The following is an 18,319-nucleotide window of genomic DNA, read 5'->3' as shown; positions in this document are numbered from 1 at the left end:
TCTCAGAGCCGTTTCTGCCAGAACTGCGCCCGACCAAACGCCGGGTCGAGGGCGTAGGTCTCGAACCCGAAACGGCGGTAGCTGGCTAGCGCCGCCGTGTTGCCGTCGAGCACTTCGAGGGTGAGCTTGCCGCAGCCACGCGCCCGGGCCAGGGCCTCGACCCTCTCCAGCAGACGGCGCGACAGGCCGTGCCCGCGATAGGCAGGATCGACGTAGACGTCGTGCACATTCATCAGCGGCCGCGCCATGAAGGTGGAAAAGCCCTCGAAGCAGTTGATCAGCGCCACTGGATCGGCGCCGTCGTAGCCGAGCACGCCGACATAATCGGCACGCTGACGCAGGCGCTCGGCCAGCACGGCCTTGACATCGTCCGACAAATCTTCGCCGCCGCCCATCGGGTCGCGGGCGTAGCGCGATATCAGCTCGGTTACGGCCCGCGCATGTTCGGGCCGATCCAAATCCACATCTTCCAAGGTCACCAAACCGTGAGTCTCCAATGCAAACGGGGCGCACCACGCGCCCCGTAAGTTTGGATGTTAGTGCGGCTTATTTCTTGATGTCGCCGCAGGCCACGTATTTCTTCAGATCCTGCGCGCTTTCGTGGACGTTGATGGCCATGGGCTCCTTAAACAGGTCGTCCATGCTCACCTCGGGCAGCTTGGTCACCGACTTGCCATCCACCACGTTTTCCAGCGGGTACTTGGGCACCGGGTTGAGGTTGGCGCAGGTACCGGGGTGGATGTGATCGGGCTGGGCGACGCCCTTCGGGCCGCCCTTGACATGGACGATGACCTCGATGCCCTTGCCTATGGGCTTGATGATGGCGTAGCCGCTTTCGCCGGAGTTGTTCTGCGGGTGCAGTTCGATCTTGAGCTCATGGTGCATGGTCGAGGCGAAGGCCGGTGCTGCGGCAAAGCCCAGAATGGACAGTACGAGTGCGATTTTGTGCATGGTGCATCTCCAATAAAAGAACGTCGATCAGGGGGAAGACCGCACGTTCTTGCGACGCGCAGGCCTGACCGGAGGATAAGAGGCCGCAGATAACCCTGCAGCGCTGATTGGTGCTGCAGCCTGCCGCTGTTCTCTTCGCAGGGCGCGACCGCTACCATCGCCGCATGGCGCTTCAACTCTTCGGTATTCCGGTATCCCGCGGCATGGCCATTGGTCGTGCGGTCATCCTCGCCTCGGCGCGGCTGGACGTTGCGCACTACTTCGTCGACCCCGGCATGGAGGAGGCGGAAATCGAGCGCCTGCGTGCCGCACGCCGCGCCGTGCGGCACGAACTCGATACCCTCAAGGCCGATCTTCCGCCCGACGCTCCGGCCGAGATGGCCGCGTTCATCGACGTGCACAAGCTGCTGCTCGACGACCGGCAAATGGCCCTCGACACCATCACCTGGATTCGCCAGCGCCGCTACAACGCCGAGTGGGCGCTCACCGCCCAGCTCGACGTGATTTCGCGCAGTTTCGAAGAGATGGACGACGCCTATCTGCGCGAGCGCATCGCCGACGTCGAGCAGGTGGTCGAGCGCGTGCTGCGCGCCCTGCGCGGCAGCGCCGGGCTGGCCCACTCGGCCAGCGGCAACGGCGATCTGGTGCTCATCGCCCACGACATCGCCCCGGCCGACATGCTGCAGTTCAAGACCGGCGTGTTCCGCGGCTTCGTCACCGATGTGGGCGGCAAGACCTCGCATACCGCCATCGTCGCCCGCAGTCTGGACATTCCGGCCGTGGTGGGCGCGCGCGCAGCAGGCAGCCTGATCCGGCAGGACGATCTGGTCATCATCGACGGCGACAGCGGCCTGCTCATCGTCGATCCCTCGCCCGTCATCCTCGACGACTACCGTCTGCGCCAGCAGGAGGCGCAGCTCGCCCGCGAGCGCCTCAAGCGCCTGAAGTTCACCCCAGCGCGCACCCTCAACGCCGAGCCGGTGGAACTGCTGGCCAACATCGAACAGCCCGAAGACTGCGCTCCGGCGCTGGAGGCGGGCGCCGCGGGCGTGGGCCTGTTCCGTACCGAGTTCCTGTTCATGAACCGCGGTGGCAAGCTGCCGGGCGAAGACGAGCAGTACGCCGCCTACAGCCGGGTGATACAGGCGATGCAGGGCAAGCCCGTCACCATCCGCACCATCGACATCGGCTCGGACAAGCCGCTCGATGCCGAAGACCATCGCGACGGCGACTTCACCCACCTCAACCCCGCGCTGGGCCTGCGGGCCATACGCTACAGCCTGTCCGATCCGGCCATGTTCCGGGTGCAGTTGCGCGCCTTGCTGCGTGCGGCGGCGCTCGGGCCGCTGAAGGTGCTGATTCCCATGGTGGCGCACGCCAGCGAGATCCGCCAGACCTTCAACGAACTCGACAAGGCGCGCGCCGAGCTCGCGGCTGAAAACGTGCGTTTCGGCCCGGTGGAAGTCGGCGCGATGATCGAGGTGCCCGGCGCCGCACTGGCGCTGCCCTTGTTTCTGCGGCACTTCGACTTTCTGTCCGTCGGCACCAACGACTTGGTGCAGTACACCCTGGCCATCGACCGTGCCGACGAGAGCGTCTCCAACCTGTACGACCCGCTGCATCCGGCCGTGCTGAATCTGCTGGCGCAGATCATCGCCCAGACGCGCGCCGCAGCTGCCTGGAAAGGCCGACCCGTGGACATCAGCGTCTGCGGCGAGATGGCGGGCGACCCTGCCATGACGCGCCTGCTTCTGGGCATGGGGCTGCGCAGCTTTTCCATGCATCCCTCGCAGATCCTCGCCGTCAAGCAGGAAGTGCTGCGCGCCGACCCCGACAAACTCGCACCCTTGGTGCAAACCGTGCTGTCGAGCTTCGAGCCCGAGGAACTGCAGGCCGCGCTGGCCGCGCTCAACTGAGCCTTGCCTGACGGGAACTGACCGGCGCGAGAACGCTCTCTAACTGCTTGCCTGCAGAGTGCTTGCCAATGCGTTCCGTCTCCCCTCAACATCTGCGCGTTCTACGCCTCGGCACCCTCGCGGCCGCGCTTGCGCTGGCGCTGCCCTGCACTGCGAGCTGGTCGCAGACGCCCGAGCCGTCCGCATCGGGTCTTTCGAGCGGCTTGCCAGCCCTCGGTGACCCCGCGCAAGGCAGCTTCTCCGCCGCACAGGAAAAGCGCCTGGGCGAGATCATCATGCGCGAGATGCGCCAGGAGCCCGACTATCTCGACGACAGCCTGCTGCGCGACTACCTTCAGACCATTGTCGACCGCCTCACCCCGGCTGCGCGGCTAACTGCCGAAATGGAAGCACCGGCGCACTTCCGTGTCTTTCTGCTGCGCGACCGCAGTTTCAACGCTTTCGCCCTGCCCGGAGGCTGGATCGGCGTGCACACCGGCCTGGTGATCGACGCGCAGTCGCACGATCAGGTAGCCGCCGTGTTCGCCCACGAAATGTCGCACATCACCCAACGGCATATCGCGCAGCGACTGGCGCAGGCGGGAAAGGATAGGCTGCTGAGCATCGGCTCGCTGTTGCTGGCCATTGCCGCCGCAAGTGCAGGACAGGATCAGGCCGCGCAGGGCCTGGCCATGGGAGGACAGGCCGCCGCGATTGACAACGCCCTGCGGTTTTCGCGCAGCAACGAGCGCGATGCAGACCGCACCGGCGAAGAGGTGCTCGCGGCAGCAGGCTACCCGCCGCAGGCCATGGCCAGCATGCTGCTGCGGCTGCAGAGCCTGTCGCGGCTGGACGACAGCGATGTGCTGGCATTCCTCCAGACCCATCCGCTCACCAGCGAGCGCATCGCTGACGCCGAGGCGCGAGGCGGCTATAAGCCCCTGCCGCCCGATCACGATCTCATGTTCTGGCTGATGCATGCCCGAGCCCAGGCGCTCACACCGACCTCGCATGACGCCCTGTTGCGCGAAATGCAGCATTTCAGCACCGGAAAAGCTGACTTCCCTGCGCAGCAGGCCGCCAACGCATACGGTCAGGCCGTGCTGCTGCAGCGTCTGGGGCGCACTGATGCCGCCTCGGCGGCCCTGGCCCGCGCACAGGCGTCCGCAGGCGATGCACCGGCTACCGAGCGGCTTCCGCTCGATCTGTTGCAGGTCGAGCTGCAGTTGGCGAGCCACCCGGCGCAGGCCGTCGAAGCCGCGCGTGCGCTGCAGGCCCGGTTTCCCCAATCCACCGCAGCGCGACACCTGCTGGCCCGTTGCCTGCTGGCCCAGCCCGACAAGACCGCCGCGCGCAACTTTCTGCGCCAGCAAACCGTGGAACACCCGCAAGACCGGGCGCTGTGGAACGACCTCGCCCGCGCCGAAGCCGCGCTGGGCGCTTACGCCGCGCAACACCGCGCCACCGCCGAGGCCTATGCCCTGGAAGGCAAGCTCGAGGCCGCCATCGAACAATTGCGCATCGCCCAGCGCACGCCGGGGGCCGATTATTTCGAAGCCTCCATCATCGCCGCGCGCTTGCAGGCGATGCAGCAATTGCACAAGCAGCAGCAGGCTATCGACAAGACCTTGCCGCAGTGAGGCATGGCGCCGTGAAGGCGCATGGTGTACTCGGAATTCAGTCACGAATCGGCCGCACGGATAATGCGCGACATGCCATCGCCTTCTCCCGCCTCCTCCGCGCCAGCGCCCGCCTCGGCCCGCCTTAAATTCCCGTCACAACTCGCTCTGACCCTGCTGGGGCTGGCGATGTCTCTGCCTCTGCTCTGGCCTTTCGATCCAGGCGTAGTGGCCAAAATGGGCACCACCTTGGTGGCGGCCGCGCTGTGGGCTGCGGTCTTGCTTTCGGCAGCCTGGGGCGGGCTGACGCCACGCTTCGGCCTGGCCTCGCTGGGCTTTGGTGTGGCGGCGGCGGTGGTCGCGCTACAGACCCTCAGCGGTCAGCTCGCCTATGCCAGCCAGGGCACGATCACCGTGGCGGTGCTGCTGAGCGCGGCGCTCGTGGCCGGGCTGGGGCAGTCGGCGGCACGATCGCAAGTTTCGTCCGAGGTTGCGGGCGGCCACCCCTGGCTCGACGTGGCGGCTGCCGGGCTGTTGTTGCAGGGTCTGGTGCAGGTGGCGTTCGGCCTGGTGCAGTTCGCCCTCTGGCAAATGCCATCGCTTGCCACCTGGCTGGCTGCGCATGCGCCGCTGTATTCCGACATCATCAGCTACCCCTCGACGGGCAGGGTGTTCGGCAATCTGCGCCAGCCCAATCATTACGCCACGGCGGTGGCCCTCGGTCTGGCGGGGCTGGCCTGGTGGGCGCCACGCTTGCGCACGGGTGCGGTGTGGGCCGCGGTCATCGGCATGAGCTGGGCGCTGGTGGTCTGCGGATCGCGCACCGGCATGGTGCAGGCGGTGGTCGCGTCGGCGCTGGTGCTCATCGCGGTGCGCGGCGCCTGGCGTCATCCGCGCTGGGCGGCGCTGGTGGCCGTGCCGCTGCTCTACGCCTTGTGGTGGCTGGCGCTGCGCGCAGCCGACCACCTCGGCTGGATCAGCTTTCTCGATGCCGTGACCCGGCAGATCGATCAGCCCGTCAATGCGCGGGCGCTGATCTGGCGCAATGCCTGGCAGGTGTTCGAGCACCTGCCCTGGTTCGGCGCGGGCTGGGGACAGCTCGGCTGGGGGCTGCAGCACGCGGCCATCCATCACGCGCTGCACCCGCTGCCGCTGGACAATATCGACAACGCCCACGACCTCATCCTGCAACTGCTCGCCGAGACCGGCCTTGTCGGCACGGTACCGATTCTGCTCGTCGCCCTGGCCTGGCTTTGGCGCTCCGCCCGGGGCTGGATGCGGCTCGGCCGCAGCAAACCCGAAGACCCCACGCCGCTGCCCCTGACCGCGTGGATGGGCGTGGCTTTCCTCGGCCTGCACAGCCTGGTCGAGTATCCCCTGTGGTACCTCTATTTCCTCTGGGTCTTCGCCTTTCTGGCGGGCTGGATGGATGGGTTCGACCGACCCGGAACCGAGGCGCAAAGCCGACCAACGAACGGGCGCGGACTGACGCTGCCACGCCCCGCAGCCTTGGGCGCAGGGCTCTTGGCGGCCCTGTTGGTGGTCAAGGCCGGTTACGACTACAACGTCACCAACGATGCCTACTCCGCCGATCGCACGCTGGTCAGCCAGGCCATCGCACAAGCGCAGCGCAGCGACCTGTTCTTCCGGCCCCTGATCGGCTTTGCACTGGCCAGCGGCATTCAGGTGAGCGCCGCCGACAGCCACAGCGAGCTTTTGCGCGAAATGGCCGAGATCGATCGGGTCAGTCATGCCTATGGCGACCCGAGCCTGCTGATCCGCCGCGTGTTGCTGCTCAGCCGCCTGGGGCATGCGGGCGAGGCGCTGGCGCTGGCCCGCTATACCGCAAGCTCCTTCTGGCTGTATGCACCCGGACTGGTCAAGCAGTTTCCCGCCCAGGCGGCACAGGCCGGGCTGACACCCGGTCAGACCGCCCCTTTGCTCGAGGCGCTGAAAAACGCCCCGGTGCTGCGCCGTATCACGGTTCCCGTGAATCGCTGATTTGTCACACCTGTGGTTTCACCGCTTGCCGCGATCTTTTGATGCGGCGCAAAATAGCATCTATCCTTATTTTCACCATGTCCACCCTCTCCCGCGTTCAATCGATGGTTGCCCGCCCGGCCTTCCGGGAAGGCGTGCAGGACATGCGCGCCGTTTCTCTGGGCATCGCCGCGTGGGGGCTCGTCACAGGTGTGGCCATGGTGAAGTCGGGACTGAGCGTGCAGCTTGCCCTGGCCATCAGCCTGTTCGTGTTCGCGGGCAGCGCCCAACTCGCCGTGCTGCCCCTGATCGCCGCTGGAGCGCCGCTGTGGCTGATTCTCGGCACCGCGTTCTGCGTCAATCTGCGCTTCGTGGTGTTCAGCGCGCAGATGCGCCCCTACTTCGAAAACCTGCCCAGGCTGCGGCGTCTGGTTTACGGTTACCTGATCGGCGACCTGAACCAGGTGCTGATGATCCGGCGCCACCCCCATCCCACGCAGGACCCCCAGCAGACGCAGTATTTCCTGGGGGTCTCGCTGACCAACTGGGTCGCCTGGCAGATTCCCTCCATTCTGGGCATTCTGATGGCGCAGCACATTCCGGGCTCCTGGGGGCTGGCCTTCGCCGGCACGCTGGCGCTTCTGGGCATCGTGCTGTCTTTGCTGGCCGATCGCACCATTGCCGGGGTGATCGTCGTCGCTTCGGCGCTCAGCGCGCTGATGTTCTGGCTGCCGCTTCGGCTCAATCTGGTCGTGGCCATTCTGGGCGCGCTGGTCGTGGGCATGGCCTGGGAAGCCTGGAGCAATCGGCAACTGGGCGGCGGCGGCCTGCTCGACGGCACCAAACCCTGAAGAAGCCGGGAAACGTTCAAGCCATGACCTTGCTTCAACAGATCGCCTTGGTTGTCGGCCTCACGGCAGTGACCGTGCTGAGCCGCAACCTCTTTTTGCTCTCACGAAAGGCCATGCCCCTGCCCGCGAGGGTCAAGATCGCCCTGCGGTTTGCACCGGCCGCAGCGCTTGCCGCCGTAGTGGCGCCCGAGCTTCTGCTGCTCACGCCTCTGGGGCCGCCCTGGGTCAAGCTGGGCGCAGCCGTGATCGCCGCCGGCTATTTCTTTGCCCGCCGAGGCATTCTGGGCACCATCCTCAGCGGCATGGTGGCTTACTGGGCCTTGACCTGGGTCAGCCACACTTGGGCGTGAGGCCCTTGAAGCTCTACAGCACGACATTCAAGAAAACGCAGGGCCGCCCCAAGTTTTCTTGACCCCCACGGGGGGCGGGCTGGGCGCAGCCCAGCCCTGGGGGCGCGCTCAACCGCCGTCGATGCGGCGATGGCACAGGGCCCAGCGGTTCTTGCCTTCCTGCTTGGCTGCGTACATGGCGTCGTCGGCACGCTGCAGCAGTTCGAAACTGCTGCGCGCATGAATGGGCGCTACCGCCACCCCGACACTGGCCGTCACCCGCAGACCGGAAAGCAGGTCGTAACCCGCCGCCGCACTGACCTCGACGAGCTTGGCCGCCAGCGACTGCGCCGCCGCCAGATCGGCCACGGCGCTGAGCACGACGAATTCGTCGCCGCCGATACGGCCGATGGCGTCATCGCGCCGCAAGGCGTCCTGCATGGCGTGCGCCACCTGAACCAGCAGCCGGTCTCCGCGCACATGACCCAGACGGTCGTTGATCTGCTTGAATCCGTCGAGATCGATGAAGCACAGGGCGAGCCGATCTTCGCGCGTGCGGCGCGCCAAGGCGGTTTCGAGCCGCTCCATGACGGCGCGACGGCTGAGCACGCCCGTTAGAGCGTCGCGCTCGGCCCGGTGCAGCAGCCGCGCATGGGTGTCGATCTGGTGGGTGATGTCGCGCACGAAGGTGAGCAGCGAGACGACGTGCCCCTCCTCGTCTCGCAGGGCCGACAGCGTCCACTCCACCCAGATGCGCCGCCTGTCCTTGCGGATGTATTGCGCCTGCTCGACCCAGCTGTCGATCTCACCTCGCAGCAGGCGCTCGTAGACCGCCAGGGTGCGCGCGCGTTCTTCCTCGGGCACGCCCATGGCCAGGCGGTGGGTGCCCAGACGCTCGGTCTCCGTATAGCCGAGTATGGTCTCGGCGGAATGCGACCAGCGGGTGATGATCAGATCGGCATTGCTCTCGATCACGCCCCAGGGCAGGTTGTCCAGCGCCTGTTCGAGCAGCCAGTTGGAGCGCTTGAGCGCCATTGCCGCGGTGATGTCGTCGTGCACGTCGTGCGCGATGGTGTAGATGGCGTCGATGCGGCCATTCGAACCCCGTTCGGGAAACACCTGAATACGCGCCCAGCGTGGCGGTTCGAGATGTCTGAGCAGTCGCAGGTAATGCGCCTGGTGCCCGGAAAAACCTCGGTCGAACGCAGGGCGGGCCGCATGCCAGGCTTCGTCGCCGTACAGCTCCGCCAGGGTGCGGCCACGCAGCTCTTGAGGCGCGCGGCGTGCCCAGCTCACATAAGGGGGGTTGAAAAAGGTCAGCCTTCCCTCGGCGTCCCAGCGGCCAATGGGCAGATCGACGGCTTCGAGCAGGCTCCTGACTTCCGGCACGGCGGCCAGCCCCGGCAGCATCTCGGCGCGGTCGGCGTCGGCGGGCATCGTCTCGTCGGTGGAAGAATCGCTCATGGATGAACCCACTGGGGGTCGGTAAGGTCGGCGTGAGTCGGATCAATCCGCCTGACGTGATTCTGACACCGGAAACGAAACCGTCAACGGCAAGCTCTACACTACGGCCCGCTGACCGTGAATGAATCCACATTTTCACCGATCGCGTTCCCGCCCATCCCCCTCATTCAGCTACTCATGTCCCGCGCCACCAAAATCGTCGCCACCATCGGCCCCGCCAGTTCCTCGCCAGACATCCTCGAGCGCATGATTGCCGCCGGGGTCGACGTCGTCCGCCTCAACTTCTCTCACGGCAAGGCGCAGGATCACATTGATCGGGCCCGGCTTATCCGCGAGACGGCCGACCGGCTGGGCAAGGCGGTGGCCATCATGGCCGATCTGCAAGGCCCCAAAATCCGCGTGGGCCGGTTCAAGGATGGCAAGGTCATGCTCCAGCCCGGCCACAAATTCACCCTCGACGCCACTTGCGAGCTGGGCGACGAAAATCGCTGCGGTCTCGATTACAAAGACCTGCCGCGCGACGTGCGGGCGGGCGACCGCCTGTTGCTGAACGATGGCCTGATCGTGCTGACCGTCGATCACGTCGCCGGCGAGCAGATCCACACCACCGTCACCATCGGCGGTGAGCTCTCCAACAATAAGGGCATCAACAAGCAGGGCGGCGGTCTGTCCGCTCCGGCGCTGACTGCCAAGGACATGGAAGACATCCGCACCGCGATGGCCTTCCAGGCCGACTATCTTGCCGTGTCCTTCCCCAAGAATGCCACCGACATGGAGCTGGCGCGCCAGCTCGCCAATGTGGCGGGCGAGCCCTACAACCACAAACCGGCGCTGATCGCCAAGATCGAGCGGGTCGAGGCGATTCCGGCTCTGCCCGAAATCCTGCGCGCTTCCGATGGCATCATGGTGGCGCGCGGCGACCTAGCGGTGGAAGTCGGAAACGCCGCCGTGCCGGCGCTGCAAAAGCGCATGATCCGCATGGCTCGCGAGATGGATCGCGTGGTCATCACCGCCACCCAGATGATGGAGTCGATGATCGTCAACGCCGTGCCCACCCGGGCCGAAGTGTCCGACGTGGCCAATGCGGTGCTCGACGGCACCGATGCCGTCATGCTCTCGGCGGAAACCGCAGCCGGCAAGTATCCGGTGGAGACGGTCGAAGCCATGGCCAGCATCTGCGAGGCGGCCGAGAAATTCGAGGACGTCAAGCTCGAACACGACTTCATCGACAAGAAGTTCACCCGCATCGACCAGTCCATCGCCATGGCGGCACTGTTCACCGCACATCACCTGGGCTGCAAGGCGATCGCGGCGCTGACCGAATCGGGCTCCACGGCACTGTGGATGAGCCGCCACCGGGTCAACGTGCCCATCTACGCGCTGTCGCGCAGCGAGACCTCGGTGCGGCGCATGGCGCTCTACCGCAATGTGCGGCCCACGCTGCTCAGTTTCGACACTACCGACCGCGACGCCCTGCTCAACCAGGCCGAAGCCCGGCTGATCGAGAAAAACGCCGTGGCGTCGGGTGACAGCTACGCCATCACCTGCGGCGAGCCGATCGGGTCGGCTGGCGGCACCAATATGCTCAAAGTCATGCGCGTACCGCGCTGATCGCGCGGCGCACCCGCAAAAACGCCCGCATTGGCCTCGGCCGATGCGGGCGTTTTGTTTGGCGAGAAACGTTCAGACCTGCAGAAATTGCAACTGGATACCGGTGAGGTTGATCACGTCGCCCGATCGCAGCACCACCGGCATGAGTCCGAGCGACACACCATTGACCTGCGCCCGTTTCTCGCCCTCGACCTGCACGAGCTCGTAGCCGCGAGGCTTGTGCATCACGCTGACGACCAGGGTGCCGCGCTGGCCGAAGGTGGTCTGCTCCTTGCTGAGCAGAATTTCGCGCCCGGCCGCATCGCCGCTGAGCACCTTGATTTTGTAGCTGCGCTGCACGTCGCCCGCTCGGGTGCGCGAATCAGAAAAGCCGGAGTTGCCGAACCGCGAGTTGCCAAAACCGGTGGACGCACCGAAGCGCGACGGCCCGAAAGTGGTCTGTCGGGTATCGGACAGCAGCCGCAGGCTGTATTTGCCGATATCGACCGTATCGCCTTCGCGGAACGGGCTGGATTTGATGGGAGCGCCGTTCAGGTAGGTGCCGTTGGTACTGCCCAGATCTTGAATGGTGTAGCTCTCGGCATCGGTTCCGGTGTCGCGCAACAGCACGGCGTGCTCCCCGCTGACGGCCAGATTGTCGATGACGACATCGTTGTACGGACGGCGCCCGAGGGTCGTGCGATCCTTGCTGAGCACGACCTCTTTCAAAACCTTGCCATCCAGGGTAATGACGAGTTTGGCCACGATTTGAAGTCCGTTTGATTGATCAGGCTGGTCGGAAAATGGGGCTTGTAGAGTCAGGCCGACGCATGCACGTTCACCAAAATGACAGATACGTTGTCGCGCCCCCCCGCGGCATTCGCATCTTCCACCAACTGACGCGCAGCCGCTGCAGGATGTTCTGCATACCGCTGCATCACGGCTTCGATTTTGGCATCAGTCAACATATCGTTCAAGCCGTCCGAACACAGAAGCAACACGTCCCCCGCCAACATGGGATGCATGGCGATATCGGGCTCCAGCTTCACATCCACGCCCAGCGCGCGCGTCACGAGATTCTTGCCCCCGATTTTCTCCGCATCTTCCGGCAGGATCAGACCCATGTCGATCTGCTCCTGCAAGGCCGAATGATCGTGAGTGAGAAGTCGCAATTGCCGCTGACGCAGCAGATAGACACGCGAATCGCCCGCATGGGCGATCACCGCCACATTGCCGGTGAAGGCCACCGCGACGAGGGTGGCGCCCATGCCGGAAAACTGCGCATTGCCACGCGCCGCCCGGAGAATTTCGGCATTCACATGGCGCACGGCAAAGCGCAGCTCGGTGGACAGATCGAGCGCCGTCACCTTGGGATAGTCGGCCTTCAGGCGGGAGATGCGGGCGCAGATCTGCGCGGTGGCCATGCCGCTGGCCACTTCGCCCGCGGCATAGCCGCCCATGCCGTCGGCCAGTACGGCAACCTGAGCCAGCGCGTCGAAGGCCACCGCATCTTCGTTGTGTTCGCGCACCCGGCCCGGATGGGTCAGGCTGACCATGTCGTACTGCAGGACCACGTTCGAGCCCGACGTTTTGGCCATGTTCGCGCTCATGGTGCCGACACCTGCGGACGGCGGTAGATCCATCTGGCCGCTGCCCAGACCACAATCGCACCGATCAGCCCGGCGATTTTTTCGGCATAGGCGGCCCAGGGCTGCGTCTCAACCCAATGGGATACGGCCGGGTCGGTCACAAGCAGACCGCCCGCGATCCAGCCCAGCAGCATGGCGCCCAGCACGATGATCACTGGAAAGCGCTGCATCAGATGAATGACCAACTGGCTGCCCCATACGATGATGGGCACGCTCAGCAACAGACCGAAGACCACCAGCAACATGCTGTGCTGCTCGCCCGCGTTCTGTGCGGCGCCCGCGATGGCGATCACGTTGTCGAGGCTCATGACGAAGTCGGCGATGATGACTGTCTTGACCGCCGCCCAGAGCTTATCGGCAGCCTGCACATCGCCGTGGCCTTCCTCCTCCTGCGGCGCAAGCAGCTTGATGCCGATCCAGAACAGCAACAGCGCGCCGATGATCTTGAGAAAAGGCAGCTTGAGCAGCGTGAGCGCGAAAAAAATCAGCACCACGCGCAGGCCGATCGCCCCCGCGGTGCCCCACAAAATGCCAAGCTTGCGTTGGTGTGGCGGCAGTTTGCGCGTGGCCAATGCGATGACCACCGCGTTGTCTCCGCCCAAGAGGATGTCGATCAGAACGATCTGACCGATGGCCGTCAGGAACTCGACGGTGAGATAGTGTTCCATGCCGATGGCTGCCCCGAAGCGTATCTATGCAGTCCCATCGGGACTTCACACGCATCATACCTTTTGTAACCGGGAGCAGCCCCGGAATCTGCGCCGATCAGCGCAAGACCTGTTGCAGCAGTTTGCCCATTTCCGAAGGGTTGCGCGTGACCTTGAAACCACACTCTTCCATGATGGCGAGCTTGGCCTCGGCGGTGTCGGCGCCGCCGGAAATCAGCGCGCCTGCGTGCCCCATGCGCTTTCCTGGCGGGGCGGTGACCCCGGCGATGAAGCCGACCACCGGCTTTTTCATGTGCGCCTTGCACCAGCGCGCCGCTTCCGCCTCGTCGGAACCGCCGATCTCGCCGATCATGATGACGGCGTCGGTATCGGGATCGTCGTTGAAGGCGCGCATGATGTCGATGTGCTTGAGGCCGTTGATCGGGTCGCCGCCAATGCCCACCGCGCTGCTCTGGCCCAGCCCGAGTTCGGTGACCTGCGCCACCGCCTCGTAGGTGAGCGTGCCCGACCGTGAGACGATGCCGATGCGGCCCTTGCGGTGAATATGCCCGGGCATGATGCCGATCTTGATTTCATCGGGCGTGATCAGGCCGGGGCAGTTGGGGCCGAGCAGCAGGGTTTTCTTGCCCCCGGCCGCTTCCTTGGCCTTCATGCGGTTGCGTACCAGCAGCATGTCCTTCACGGGAATGCCCTCGGTGATGCAGATGGCCAGATCGAGATCGGCTTCCACCGCTTCCCAGATGGCCGCAGCCGCACCGGCCGGAGGCACGTAGATGACCGAAACTGTGGCTCCCGTGGCGGCCTTGGCCTCGGCCACGGTGCCGTAGATGGGGATGCCCTCGAAATCTTCCCCGGCCTTCTTCGGATTGACGCCAGCGACGAAGCAGTTCTTGCCGTTGGCGTAGTCGCGGCACATGCGGGTATGAAACTGGCCGGTCTTGCCGGTGATGCCCTGGGTGATGACCTTGGTGTCTTTGTTGATCAGGATAGCCATGGTGTCCTCGGATTCTGTGGGGTATGCGGCTTATTGCGCGGCATGCACGGCAGCCTGGGCCGCTTCGCCCATGGTGTTGGCGCTGATGATGGGCAGGCCGGATTCGGCCAGCATCTTGCGGCCGATCTCCTCGTTGGTGCCCTTCATGCGCACCACCAGCGGCACGCTCAGCCCCACGGTGCGCGAGGCGGCGATGACGCCCTCGGCGATGGTGTCGCAGCGCATGATCCCGCCGAAGATGTTGACCAGAATCGCCTTGACGTGCGGGTTGTGCAGCATGATCTTGAACGCCTCGGTCACTTTCTCAGTGGTGGCGCCGCCGCCCACGTCGAGGAAGTTGGCGGGCGATCCGCCGAACAGCTTGATGGTGTCCATCGTGGCCATGGCCAGCCCGGCGCCATTGACCAGGCAGCCGATATTGCCGTCGAGCTGAATGTAGGCGAGGTCGAACTTGCTCGCTTCGATCTCGGCCGGATCTTCCTCATCGAGATCGCGCAGCGCCACGATCTCGGGATGGCGGAACAGGGCGTTGTCGTCGATGTTGAACTTGGCATCGAGCGCCTTGATCTGGCCGCTGCCCTCCAGAATCAGCGGGTTGATCTCCACCAGCGAGGCGTCGGTATCCATATAGCACTGGTAGAGCTTTTTGAACACTTCGACCGCCTGCGCCTGCGACGCCAGCGGAATGCCGATGCCCGCGGCCAGTTCCAGGCCCTGAGCGTCCTGCAAGCCGACGAGCGGATCGACAAAGACCTTGAGGATTTTCTCCGGCGTCTTGGCGGCCACTTCCTCGATGTCCATGCCGCCCTCGCTCGAAGCCATGACGGCCACTTTCTGCGTGGCGCGGTCGGTGAGCACGGCGACGTAATACTCCTTGCGGATGTCCGCACCGTCTTCAATCAGCAGCCGCCGCACTTTTTGCCCGGCAGGCCCGGTCTGATGCGTGACGAGCTGCATGCCCAGAATCTGCGACGCGAGCTGCCTGACTTCGTCCAGGCTGCGGGCCAGCTTGACGCCGCCGCCCTTGCCTCGTCCACCGGCGTGAATCTGCGCCTTCACCACCCACACCGGGCCACCCAATTCCTGAGCCGCGGCGACGGCTTCATCAACGGAAAACGCGGGCTTGCCGCGGGGAACCGGCACGCCGTGCTCCCTCAGCAATTGCTTGGCTTGATATTCATGAATTTTCATGGTGTCTCGTCCTCGACTTGGGGTGTTGGCATTGTGCCTTTGGCGCGCTGCGGCACAGCGGGCTGCGCCCAGCGCGGGTAGAACTCGGCCACCGCTGACCCGTCCAGCCGCAGGGCATGGCAGCGGTTGAGCTGAAACGGCATGTCGGCAGGGCGATCATTCTCGGCCACGGGCAAGGCAATCTGGGTCAGCCCCGCCAGACCCTGAATCGCCGCGGTGGGCAGGATCTGCGTCAGCTCGGTGAGGTGAGTACAGCCCAACACGCCACCGAGGCGCTCGCGCACGGCGGCGCGAAACCCGCGCAGCAGATTGAGGCCGATGAGCCGCGCATAGGCGTCGCCATGATCGCCACAAGTGTCGTAAGGGCTGAACAGGGTGTGCGAACGAGCATCGACGATGTCGAGCGCGTCGTTGATGGTGACGATGAGCAACATGTCGTGCACCGGCACGCCCGCGGGCCGGGTGCGTTCGGACAGGGTCAGATCGCGCGTCTTGACGTCCCGCAATTCGGCCTGAAGATCCCACAGACCGTCATCACGCGCATAAACCTCGACACTGAGACTGCGGCGGTGAACCAGGCGGCGCTGGGGTGAAGGAGCGGCGGCAGAAGAATCGCGCATGGCTGATTTATTTTGATGGAGCGCAATAATCAGTGTAGCAGCCTGCTGCGGTGCAGCAAGTCAGTCAGTATCCACGGGCGTCTCGCCTCGCAACACCGCGCGCACGGTGTCGCTGCTGAACCCTCGCTGGGTCAGGAAACGGGTCTGCCGGGCGCGATCGGCGGCATCTTGCGGCAGCGCATGGAACTTCCGCGCCCAGGCGGCTTGGGCGCGCGCCAGCTCGCTTTCCTTGAGCGATTGACGTAGCCCTGCCGTCGCGTCACCCGAGACGCCATGCGCCTCGAGCTCTTGGGCGATGCGCAAATTGCCGTAGCGTTGCTGTCGACGATGGATCAACGACTGGGCGAAACGCTCGCTGCTGAGCAGGCCCGCCTGCTCCAGGCTGGCGAGCAGGGCATCGACTTCGTCCGCCTCTTCACAGTAGCGCAGCAGCTTACGGCGCAGCTCCTGCGGACTGTGCTCGCGCTGCGACAGGTAGCGCACGGCCCGTGCACGTAGGGATGGTTGGGCGCGAGGTGGCGTCATGGCTCAACGGCGCAGCTTGCGCCTTCCTCCACATGAGCCGCGCTCAGTCCTGCTCTTCCTCGGTCACCTCGGCATTCATCAGCGCGTTGGCTTCGGGCACGCCGAGGCTGGCGCGAATCTTGTTTTCGATCTCACGGGCGACATCGGGATTGGCCTTGAGGAACTCGCGTGCGTTGTCCTTGCCCTGGCCGATCTTCTCGCCGTTGTAGGCATACCAGGAACCCGACTTCTCGACCAGTTTGGCCAGGACGCCCAGGTCGATGATCTCGCCCTCGCGAGACACACCCTCGCCGTAGAGAATGTCGAATTCCGCCTGTTTGAACGGCGGCGCCACCTTGTTCTTCACCACTTTGACCTTGGTCTCCGAACCGATGACCTCTTCGCCCTTCTTGATGGCGCCGATGCGGCGAATGTCCAGGCGCACCGATGAGTAGAACTTGAGCGCGTTGCCGCCGGTCGTGGTCTCAGGGTTGCCGAACATCACGCCGATCTTCATGCGGATCTGGTTGATGAAAATGACCAGGCAATTGGTGCGCTTGATGTTGGCCGTGAGCTTGCGCAGCGCCTGGCTCATCAGACGGGCCTGCAGGCCCGGCAGCGAATCGCCCATCTCGCCTTCGATTTCGGCCTTGGGCGTGAGCGCGGCCACCGAATCGACCACGATCATGTCCACCGAACCGGAGCGCACCAGCGCGTCGACGATTTCGAGCGCCTGCTCGCCGGTATCCGGCTGCGAGATCAGCAGATCGGGCAGCTGCACCCCGAGCTTGGAGGCGTATTGCACATCGAGTGCATGTTCGGCGTCGATGAAGGCGCAGGTGCCGCCGAGCTTCTGCATTTCGGCAATGACCTGCAGGGTGAGCGTGGTCTTGCCGGAAGACTCGGGCCCGTAGATTTCGACCACACGGCCACGCGGCAAACCGCCTACGCCCAGCGCAATGTCGAGCCCGAGCGAGCCGGTGGAGACCACCTGGATGTCATGCTGCGCCTCGCCATCGGCCATGCGCATGATGGTGCCCTTGCCGAATTGCTTTTCGATCTGCGACAACGCCGCGGCAAGCGCCTTGGCTTTTTCTGGATTCACTGCGGTCTTTCCCTGTTCCATGGCTTTTCCTCAAGTCTTCCCGTACAAACAGCACTGCCGAGCAATGTAGCACAACTGTATATAAAGACAGATTTCTTCGGCGTCATGGCCGCGAAAAAAGGGAGCCGAAGCTCCCCTTTGCTGTGCCGGGCGGCCGATCAAAAACTATAGCCCACGGCCAGGGTGTAGATCACCGGGTGGAAGTTGATGTGGGTTTTGGCCTGCGAAGTGATGACCGAGGGGTTGATCGGCGAATACGAGGTGGAAGTCAGATCACTCTGCACATCCGCAACGGCCACTGTGCCCACCACCGACCACTTGGAATTGAAGCGGTAGATCAGACCGACGTGCGCCGCGGCGCCCCAGGAATCGGACAGACTGATCTGCGTCGGCCCCTGAGCACCGGTCAGCGGCGGCAGCGCCTTGGTATTGGTGAACTTGGTGTAGTTCAGACCGACACCGACGAAAGGGTCCCACTTGGCGTAGTCGCCGAAGAAGTGGTAGTTGATGAAGGCGGTCGGCGAATAGACATCCACATCCGTCACACCCGCGCCGCGCAAAGCCCCCCAGCCCGACCCGGCGGCATCGGTACGCACGCGCGGCGGATAGCCCAGCACCAATTCAAACGTGAAAGGCCCGGGCAGATTGCGCACATACACAACGCCCAGCGTGGTGGCATCCCCCACATCCAGATTCAGATTGGGCGGGGTGTTGTACCCGCTCAGATCGGCCGATTTGGAGTGGTTTTGCAGATAGGCCAGGCCCACAAACACCGTGTTTTGCGGCCCGGTGTCGTCCGCCATGGCAGCGGGAGCGAATACGGCCCCGGCCAGCAACCCCGCAGCCATCAAGGCACCGCGCAGTACATGGAATCGCGATTGACGCATCATGAGTTCTCCTCAGAAGTTT

18 protein-coding genes are annotated in these 18,319 nt (G+C 64.7%); 6 read left to right on the top strand and 12 right to left on the bottom strand.

Going from position 1 to position 18,319, the window contains the following annotated elements:
- Window positions 1-2: 2 nt before the first annotated feature.
- Both ASC45_RS03660 and ASC45_RS03655 read right to left on the bottom strand, forming a co-directional pair.
- Complete coding sequence (locus ASC45_RS03660) at window positions 3-458, bottom strand: GNAT family N-acetyltransferase (RefSeq protein ID WP_245609940.1); 456 nt, start codon at window positions 456-458, stop codon at window positions 3-5.
- 88 nt (window positions 459-546) lie between these two features.
- Complete coding sequence (locus ASC45_RS03655) at window positions 547-951, bottom strand: hypothetical protein (protein WP_055449674.1); 405 nt, start codon at window positions 949-951, stop codon at window positions 547-549.
- Between the two features lie 164 nt (window positions 952-1,115).
- On the opposite strand from ASC45_RS03655, the gene ptsP reads away from it, so the two are divergent.
- From ptsP to ASC45_RS03630, 5 genes are all read left to right on the top strand, one after another.
- Window positions 1,116-2,867 carry a phosphoenolpyruvate--protein phosphotransferase gene (gene ptsP, locus ASC45_RS03650; protein WP_055449818.1) on the top strand — a complete coding sequence of 584 codons (1,752 nt, stop codon included), beginning with the start codon at window positions 1,116-1,118 and terminating at the stop codon, window positions 2,865-2,867.
- A 68-nt stretch (window positions 2,868-2,935) separates the two neighbouring features.
- A complete protein-coding gene (locus tag ASC45_RS03645) occupies window positions 2,936-4,486 on the top strand; it encodes a M48 family metalloprotease (protein WP_055449673.1) in 1,551 nt (516 codons plus the stop codon).
- A 72-nt stretch (window positions 4,487-4,558) separates the two neighbouring features.
- On the top strand, window positions 4,559-6,466 hold the full coding sequence (locus ASC45_RS03640) for a PglL family O-oligosaccharyltransferase (RefSeq protein WP_245609939.1): 1,908 nt from the start codon (window positions 4,559-4,561) through the stop codon (window positions 6,464-6,466).
- A 77-nt stretch (window positions 6,467-6,543) separates the two neighbouring features.
- Window positions 6,544-7,296, top strand: coding sequence for an AzlC family ABC transporter permease (locus ASC45_RS03635; protein WP_055449672.1), 753 nt, complete (start codon window positions 6,544-6,546; stop codon window positions 7,294-7,296).
- Window positions 7,297-7,319: 23 nt separating this feature from the next.
- Entirely contained in the window at window positions 7,320-7,646 is a 327-nt protein-coding gene (locus tag ASC45_RS03630; protein ID WP_055449671.1) for an AzlD domain-containing protein, read from the top strand.
- Window positions 7,647-7,754: 108 nt separating this feature from the next.
- Here the strand turns inward: ASC45_RS03630 and ASC45_RS03625 are convergent, their stop codons facing one another.
- Window positions 7,755-9,089, bottom strand: coding sequence for a diguanylate cyclase (locus ASC45_RS03625; RefSeq protein WP_055449670.1), 1,335 nt, complete (start codon window positions 9,087-9,089; stop codon window positions 7,755-7,757).
- 177 nt (window positions 9,090-9,266) lie between these two features.
- Here ASC45_RS03625 and pyk point away from each other — a divergent pair, with 177 nt between their 5' ends.
- Window positions 9,267-10,700, top strand: a complete 1,434-nt coding sequence (pyk, locus tag ASC45_RS03620; RefSeq protein WP_055449669.1) for a pyruvate kinase — start codon at window positions 9,267-9,269, stop codon at window positions 10,698-10,700.
- Between the two features lie 72 nt (window positions 10,701-10,772).
- On the opposite strand, the gene ASC45_RS03615 is transcribed toward pyk, so the two are convergent.
- From ASC45_RS03615 to ASC45_RS03575, 9 genes are all read right to left on the bottom strand, one after another.
- Window positions 10,773-11,444: an FHA domain-containing protein gene (locus tag ASC45_RS03615; RefSeq protein WP_055449668.1), complete on the bottom strand. Its 672-nt coding sequence runs from the start codon at window positions 11,442-11,444 to the stop codon at window positions 10,773-10,775.
- 53 nt (window positions 11,445-11,497) lie between these two features.
- Window positions 11,498-12,277: a PP2C family protein-serine/threonine phosphatase gene (locus ASC45_RS03610; protein ID WP_055449667.1), complete on the bottom strand. Its 780-nt coding sequence runs from the start codon at window positions 12,275-12,277 to the stop codon at window positions 11,498-11,500.
- An 8-nt stretch (window positions 12,278-12,285) separates the two neighbouring features.
- Window positions 12,286-12,996 carry a TerC family protein gene (locus tag ASC45_RS03605; RefSeq protein ID WP_055449666.1) on the bottom strand — a complete coding sequence of 237 codons (711 nt, stop codon included), beginning with the start codon at window positions 12,994-12,996 and terminating at the stop codon, window positions 12,286-12,288.
- Window positions 12,997-13,093: 97 nt separating this feature from the next.
- The gene (gene sucD, locus ASC45_RS03600) at window positions 13,094-13,990 is read right to left on the bottom strand and encodes a succinate--CoA ligase subunit alpha (RefSeq protein WP_055449665.1); all 897 of its coding nucleotides are present in this window, start codon (window positions 13,988-13,990) and stop codon (window positions 13,094-13,096) included.
- Between the two features lie 30 nt (window positions 13,991-14,020).
- A complete protein-coding gene (gene sucC, locus ASC45_RS03595; protein WP_055449664.1) occupies window positions 14,021-15,181 on the bottom strand; it encodes an ADP-forming succinate--CoA ligase subunit beta in 1,161 nt (386 codons plus the stop codon).
- A complete protein-coding gene (locus tag ASC45_RS03590) occupies window positions 15,178-15,801 on the bottom strand; it encodes a DUF2889 domain-containing protein (protein WP_055449663.1) in 624 nt (207 codons plus the stop codon). Before ASC45_RS03590 ends, sucC begins: the two co-directional genes overlap by 4 nt.
- Before the next feature lie 60 nt (window positions 15,802-15,861).
- Complete coding sequence (gene recX / locus ASC45_RS03585; protein WP_055449662.1) at window positions 15,862-16,326, bottom strand: recombination regulator RecX; 465 nt, start codon at window positions 16,324-16,326, stop codon at window positions 15,862-15,864.
- 43 nt (window positions 16,327-16,369) lie between these two features.
- Window positions 16,370-17,431 carry a recombinase RecA gene (gene recA, locus ASC45_RS03580; RefSeq protein ID WP_055449661.1) on the bottom strand — a complete coding sequence of 354 codons (1,062 nt, stop codon included), beginning with the start codon at window positions 17,429-17,431 and terminating at the stop codon, window positions 16,370-16,372.
- A gap of 137 nt (window positions 17,432-17,568) precedes the next feature.
- Window positions 17,569-18,297 (bottom strand): OmpW/AlkL family protein, encoded by a 729-nt coding sequence (locus ASC45_RS03575; protein ID WP_245609938.1) that lies wholly within the window; start codon window positions 18,295-18,297, stop codon window positions 17,569-17,571.
- Between the last annotated feature and the right edge of the window lie 22 nt (window positions 18,298-18,319).

It is taken from the genome of Thiomonas bhubaneswarensis (genome assembly GCF_001418255.1).
Lineage (GTDB): Bacteria > Pseudomonadota > Gammaproteobacteria > Burkholderiales > Burkholderiaceae_C > Thiomonas > Thiomonas bhubaneswarensis.
Note: the sequence above shows the minus strand (reverse complement) of the source record. Positions and strands in the feature narration are given on the sequence as shown.